Origin of the sequence: Pseudoxanthobacter sp. (assembly GCF_036822375.1) — a bacterium.
Classification (GTDB): domain Bacteria; phylum Pseudomonadota; class Alphaproteobacteria; order Rhizobiales; family Segnochrobactraceae; genus Pseudoxanthobacter.
This window is the reverse complement of the sequence record NZ_DAISHT010000123.1, coordinates 3,948-10,395: the sequence shown is the minus strand read 5'-3', so window position 1 is coordinate 10,395 and position 6,448 is coordinate 3,948. Positions and strand designations below refer to the sequence as shown.

The window sequence follows — 6,448 nt, the reverse complement described above, 5'->3', positions numbered from 1 at the left end:
TGTTCCACCGCGTCATCGAGGGCTTCATGGCCCAGACCGGCTGCCCCCACGGCACCGGCACCGGCGGCTCCAAGTATCCGAACCTGCCGGCGGAGTTCACCCGCACGCCGTTCAACCGCGGCGTGGTGGGCATGGCGCGTTCGATGAACCCGAACTCCGGCAACTCGCAGTTCTTCATCATGTTTGCGCCGGGCCACTTCCTCAACGGTCAGTACACCGTGTTCGGCGAAGTGACCGAGGGCATGGAGAACGTGGACAAGATCAAGCGCGGCGAGCCGGTGGCGAACCCCGACAAGATCGTGTCCATGAAGGTGGCGGCCGATATCGCCGCCTGATTTCCGGCCCGATTGCTGACGACCTCTGCCGCCGCCGGACCCGGGTCCGGCGGCGTGCGCTTGCCTGACGATTGCCCGAGAACTGGTTCTGCCTGCCATGCGCACCGATGCGTTCGATTTCGACCTGCCCGAAAGCGCGATTGCGCTGCGGCCCGCCCGCCCGCGCGATTCCGCCCGGCTTCTGGTGGTGCGCCCCGGCGGCGGGCCGGAAATCGCCGACCGCGGCGTGCGCGATCTGGTGAGCGAACTGCGCGCCGGCGACCTGCTGGTGCTGAACGACACCCGCGTCATTCCCGCCCGGCTCGATGGCGTGCGCGACCGCGGCGCGGGGCAGGTGGCGCGCATCGAGGCAACCCTGATCGAGCGGCAGGCGGGCGACCGCTGGGCCGCGCTGGCGCGCCCCGGCAAGCGGCTGAAGACGGGCGATATCATCGTGTTCGGCAGCAGCGAGCCGTTCTCGGCACGCGTGGCGGAAAAGAGCGACGGCGGCGAGATCGTGCTCGTCTTCGACCGGTCCGGCCCCGCGCTCGATCAGGCCATTGCCGGGGCCGGGCGCATTCCGCTGCCGCCCTATATCGGCAACAAGAGAGCGGACGACGAGGCCGACCGCACCGACTACCAGACCGTGTTCGCCCGCGAGCCCGGCGCCGTCGCCGCCCCGACCGCCAGCCTGCATCTGACCGAAGATCTGATTGCGCGCCTTGAGGCGGCCGGCATCGGCCATGTGTTCCTGACGCTGCATGTCGGCGCCGGCACTTTCCTGCCGGTCAAGTCCGACACCACCGAAGGCCACCGCATGCATGCCGAATATGGCCATGTGAGCGAAGCGGCCGCCGCCCGCATCAACGCGGCGCGGGCGGCCGGCGGGCGCATCGTGGCGGTCGGCACCACCGCCCTGCGGCTTCTGGAGAGCGCGGCCGACGAGGCGGGCACCGTGCATCCCTTCAGTCAGGCCACGAGCATCTTCATCACGCCCGGCTATCGCTTTCGTGCCACCGATGTGCTGATGACCAACTTCCACCTGCCGCGCTCCACGCTGTTCATGCTGGTGGCGGCCTTCGCCGGGCTGTCGCGCATGCAGCGGGCCTATGCCCATGCCATTGCGGCCGGCTACCGGTTCTATTCTTACGGCGACGGATCGCTGCTGTTCCGCGACGATGCCGCCGCGCAGGAGTTCTGAGAATGGCGTTCCGCTACGAACCCCTCGGCCGCGATGGCCGCGCCCGCCGCGGGCGCCTGCACACCGCCCATGGCACGGTGGAAACGCCGGCCTTCATGCCCGTCGGCACGCAGGCGACGGTGAAGGCGATGTTTCCGGAGGACGTGGCCTCGACCGGGGCGGAGGTGGTGCTGGGCAACACCTATCACCTCATGCTGCGCCCAACCGCCGAGCGGGTGGCCGAACTGGGCGGCCTGCACACCTTCATGCGCTGGAAGAAGACCATTCTCACCGATTCCGGCGGGTTTCAGGTGATGTCGCTGTCCGGGCTGCGCAAGCTGGCGGAGAACGGCGTCGCCTTTCAGAGCCACATCGACGGCTCGCGCCACCTGCTGACGCCGGAACGCTCGGTGGAGATTCAGGGTCTGCTCGGCTCCGATATCCAGATGCAGCTTGACGAGTGCGTGCGCCTGCCGGCAGAGCCGGCGGAGGTGGAGCGCGGCATGCGGCTTTCGCTGCGCTGGGCCGAGCGCTCGCGCATGGCCTTCGAGGCGATGGGCGGGCCGGGCCGCGGGCAGGCGCTGTTCGGCATCGTGCAGGGCGGCGACGTGCCGGCGCTGCGGGTGGAATCCGCCCGCGAACTCAGCCGGATGCCGTTCGAGGGCTATTCCATCGGCGGCCTTGCGGTGGGCGAGCCGCAGGCGGTGATGCTGGCCATGCTGGATGAGACGCTGCCGGTGCTGCCGCAGGACAAGCCGCGCTACCTGATGGGCGTCGGCACCCCCCACGACATCATCGAGGCGGTGGCGCGCGGCGTCGATATGTTCGATTGCGTGATGCCGACCCGCGCCGGGCGCCATGGCGTGGCTTATACCCGCTTCGGCAAGCTCAACCTGAAGAACGCCCGCCATGCCGACGACCCGGCGCCGCTGGACCCGGAAAGCGACTGCCCGGCCACCCGCGATTACAGCCGCGCCTACCTGCACCATCTGGTGCGCTGCGGCGAGGGGCTGGGCGCCATGCTGCTGACGTGGAACAACGTCGCCTATTATCAGTCGCTGATGAAGCGCCTGCGCAGCGCCATCGAGGACGGCACTTTCGAGGCCGTGCGCGCCGAGCTGGGCGCGCTCTGGGCGAAGGAATAGGCCGGCCCGCAACCCTTGCGGCATCGGGGCGCGGCCGGTGGGCGGCTGCGCCGTTTGCCGGAGGGCGCGCAGCCGCCTAGAAAGAGGCAGGACGATGTGGAACGGTTGTGCCGTCCGCCCTGCCTTTCGGGCCGGGTGTCAGCGGGCTGCGGCAGGGAAGGGGCAGTGTGGTGGGCCGGGCAGAACGCTTTGTTGCCGCTTTTCTGCTGGTGCTGCTGCTGCCGTTTGCCGGGCCGGCCCGGGCCGGCGGCGAGCCGGCGGCCGCTGTGGCGGCCCCTGCGGCGGCCGGAGCCCTGCTGCCGGCGCCGGGCGGCATCGGCGCGCTGACGCCGGATGCGCCGGCCGGTTTCGCCGGCTCCGCCACCTGCGCCACCTGCCACGAGGGTGAGGCACAGGACTGGCTGACCTCGCAGCATGCCGGCGCCATGAGCCTGCCGGTGCCGGCCACGGTGCGCGGCGATTTCAGCGATGTCGAGGTCGGCAGGGACGGTGCGCGGGCGCGCTTCTTCCGCGACGGCGCGCGCTACATGGTGGAGATCGCCGGCCGCGACGGCCGCCCGCAGGCCTTTCCGGTGGCCTATACCTTCGGGCTTTTTCCGCTGCAGCAATATCTGGTGCAGATGCCGGACGGGCGGGTGCAGGCGCTGCCGTTTGCCTACGACACCCGCCCCGCCGCGCAGGGCGGGCAGCGCTGGTTCCACCTCTACGGCGACAATCCGCCGGCACCCGGCGATTCGCTCTACTGGACCGGGCCGCAGCAGAACTGGAACTTCATGTGTGCGGAGTGCCACTCGACCGGCGTCCGCAAGGGTTTCGATGCGGCGACCGACCGTTTCGACACCCGCTTTTCCGAAATCAGCGTGGGCTGCGAAAGCTGCCACGGCCCCGGCAGCGGTCATGTGGCATGGGCGCGCGGCGGTGCCGATCCGGCAACGCCGGGCCGCGGGTTTGCCTCCGTCGCCGCCACCCGGCCCGAGGTGGACTGGACGCCGGACCCGAAGACCGGCAGCCCCGCCGCCTCCGTGCCCCATCCGCCGGGCGACGGGGTGGAGACCTGCGCGCGCTGTCACGCCCGCCGCGGCGTGTTTGCCGAGGACTGGAAACCCGGCCGGCCGCTGACGGAAACGCACCTGCCGGTGCTGCTCGACCCCGGGCTGTTCGAGGCCGACGGACAGAACCTCGACGAGGATTTCAACGACCACGCCTTCAAGCAGAGCCTGATGTATGCCCGCGGGGTGACCTGCACCGACTGCCACAACCCCCACACCGCCACGCTGAAGGCGCCGGGGGCGCTGGTGTGCAGCCAGTGCCATCTGGCCGATCGCTTCGAGGCGCAGAGCCACACCGGCCATCCGCCCGGCCCCGGCGCGCCGGACTGCATCTCCTGCCACATGCCGAAGCGGACCTACATGGTGGTCGACGATCGCCACGACCATTCGTTCCGCATTCCGCGCCCGGATCTTTCGGTGCGCAACGGCACGCCCAACACCTGCAACGCCTGCCATGCCGACAAGACGGCGGCCTGGGCGGCGGAGGCCATTGCCCGCTGGCACGGGCCGGAGCGCAAGGGCTTTCAGGTCTGGGCCAATGCCTTTAACGATGCACGCAGCGGCGCGCCGCAGGCCCGCGAGGCGCTGATTGCGCTGGCCGCCAACCCGGTGCTGCCGGGTGTGGTGCGGGCCACGGCGGTGAGCGGGTTGCAGGCCTATCCCTCCCGGGCGGCGGATGCCGCCACGCTGAAGGCGCTGGGCGATGGCGATCCGCTGGTGCGGCTGGCGGCGCTGCGCGTGCTGGCCGCCGCCCCGCCTGAAGTGCGCTGGCAGCACGCCGGGCCGCTGCTCGACGATCCGTCGGCGGCAGTGCGGCTGGAGGCCGCCGCTCAGCTCGCCGACATCGCGCCGGAAACGCTGTCGCCGGCCGATCGCACCCGGCTTGCGGCCGGCATTGCGGCCTATGAGGCGGCGCAGGCGCTCAATGCCGACCGGGTGGAGGACCGCGCCAACATGGGCCTGTTCCGCCTGCGGCAGGGCAACGCGGCGGCCGCCGAGGCGGAGTTCCGCGCCGGCCTCGTCATCGACCCGACGGCCGCGGCGGTGCGGGTCGATCTCGCCGACCTGTTCCGCGCGCAGGGCCGCGAGGCCGATGCGGAGGCCGTGCTGCGTCAGGGCCTTGCGCTGCATGACGATGCGGCGCTGGAACATGCCCTCGGCCTGACGCTGGTGCGCCAGAAGCGCTATGGCGAGGCGCTGGAGGCGCTGCGCCGGGCAAATGCGCTGGCGCCCGATCAGGCCCGTTATGCCTATGTGCTGGCGGTGGCGCTGCAATCCATGGGCGAGCCCGCGCAGGCGGCCGCCGTGGTGCAGGCGGCCCTGCAGCGCCAGCCGAACGATGCCGGCCTGCTGGGGCTGGCGCTGAACGAGGCTCTGGAGGCGCAGGATGCGGCGCGTGCGCGTTCGCTCTCCGGCCTGCTGTCGGCCCTGCGGCCGGACGATGCGGCGCTGTCCGATCTCGCCGGCCAGTTGGGCGCCGCACCCGGCCCCGGCGCGCCGGCCTCAGCCCGGCCGTGACAGGTGGCGAACGCGCCATTGCCGCGGCGCGACGCCCGACCACTGCCGGAAGGCACGGCTGAAGGCGCTCGCTTCGGAATATCGCAGCGCCAGCGCGATCTGCGTCATGGGCAGGGCGGTGTTTTCCAGAAGCTGGCGGGCGATCTCGAAGCGGATCTCGTCGCAGAGATGGCGGAAACTGGTGCCCTCCGCCTCCAGCCGGCGCATGAAGGTGCGCCCGGTCAGGCCCATCAGGCCGGCGATGTCGTCGATGGAGCCGCCGCTCGTCAGCAACGTGCTGCGCAGCAGCCGGCGGACCTGCTCGCCGAAATGGCCCTGTTCCTCCTGTTCCATGATGTCGATCTGCTCCTGCAGCATACGCCGCAGTTCGGCATCGGCATTCGGCAGCCGCTGATCCAGAAAGGCGGCATCGAAGGTGAGCGTTGTCTCTTCGGTATCGAAGCGGACCGGCGCGCCGAAATAGCGCTCATAGCGGCCGGGCAGGGCCGGACGGCGGTGAGAAAGGGTGATTTCCTGCGGCACGAAGCCCGCTCCACACAGCCCGCGCACGATGTTGCGGGCAATCGCGATGGCGCCGTCGTAGATCTGGGTCGCGCCCGGCACGTCCGGTTCGACGATGCGATAGCCGAAGGTGGCGGAGCGGCCTGAAAACCGCATGAAAGGCACCGCGCTGCGGTCGGTGTGGTGCAGGTAGCGCGTCAGGTCGCCAAGGGCCGTGCGGGCATCGGGCGCCTGCTTCAGCAGGAAGCCGACGAGGCCGAGATTGGACGCGTTGACGGTGTCGGCCACCAGCAGGCCGAAATCCTCCCGGCCGATGGCCCGGGCGGCATGCTGCGCGAGTTCGCCGAGCCGGGCCATCGGCAGGGCGTTGTCGGGGTGGGCGAAGGTCTCCGGCGGCACGCCGGCCGCCCGGCAGAGCGGCAGCACATCGACCCCGAATCCGGCGAGCACGGCGGGAATGGAAATGGCCGGCCCGATGCGGGTGCAGCCACGCGGCAGACGGCGGCCGAGCCCGGCGCGATAGACCAGCGCAGCAGCGGGGGCGGATGCGTCGGCGGCAGGCATGGCGGGTGCAGCACTCCGGTTCGGCTCTCCGGCCGCTGTCGCGGGCGGACCCTGCGACAACGCCGGCGATGACAGGCTACGGTCAAATCCATGTCTGGAAATGTCAAGCGCACGATTGCTGCGCGCAATTAGTCTGGCTCCCGACAGACCGGACGGTCCCGCCCCGGGGGCGGCCGG

The 6,448-nt window shown here is 70.9% G+C and carries 5 protein-coding genes; 4 read left to right on the top strand and 1 reads right to left on the bottom strand.

The window, feature by feature from the left end; all coding sequences use genetic code 11:
- The 4 genes from V7067_RS11865 to V7067_RS11850 form a co-directional block, all read left to right on the top strand.
- Positions 1–335, top strand: a 335-nt coding sequence (locus V7067_RS11865; protein WP_334176113.1) for a peptidylprolyl isomerase, incomplete at its 5' end; no start/stop codon positions are given.
- 97 nt (positions 336–432) lie between these two features.
- Positions 433–1,515 carry a tRNA preQ1(34) S-adenosylmethionine ribosyltransferase-isomerase QueA gene (gene queA, locus V7067_RS11860; protein ID WP_334176112.1) on the top strand — a complete coding sequence of 361 codons (1,083 nt, stop codon included), beginning with the start codon at positions 433–435 and terminating at the stop codon, positions 1,513–1,515.
- A gap of 2 nt (positions 1,516–1,517) precedes the next feature.
- Positions 1,518–2,639 carry a tRNA guanosine(34) transglycosylase Tgt gene (tgt, locus tag V7067_RS11855; RefSeq protein WP_334176111.1) on the top strand — a complete coding sequence of 374 codons (1,122 nt, stop codon included), beginning with the start codon at positions 1,518–1,520 and terminating at the stop codon, positions 2,637–2,639.
- 167 nt (positions 2,640–2,806) lie between these two features.
- Positions 2,807–5,206 carry a cytochrome c3 family protein gene (locus tag V7067_RS11850; protein WP_334176110.1) on the top strand — a complete coding sequence of 800 codons (2,400 nt, stop codon included), beginning with the start codon at positions 2,807–2,809 and terminating at the stop codon, positions 5,204–5,206.
- Here V7067_RS11850 and V7067_RS11845 read toward each other — a convergent pair.
- Positions 5,192–6,271 carry an AraC family transcriptional regulator gene (locus tag V7067_RS11845; RefSeq protein WP_334176109.1) on the bottom strand — a complete coding sequence of 360 codons (1,080 nt, stop codon included), beginning with the start codon at positions 6,269–6,271 and terminating at the stop codon, positions 5,192–5,194. The genes V7067_RS11850 and V7067_RS11845 overlap by 15 nt on opposite strands.
- Positions 6,272–6,448: the final 177 nt, after the last annotated feature.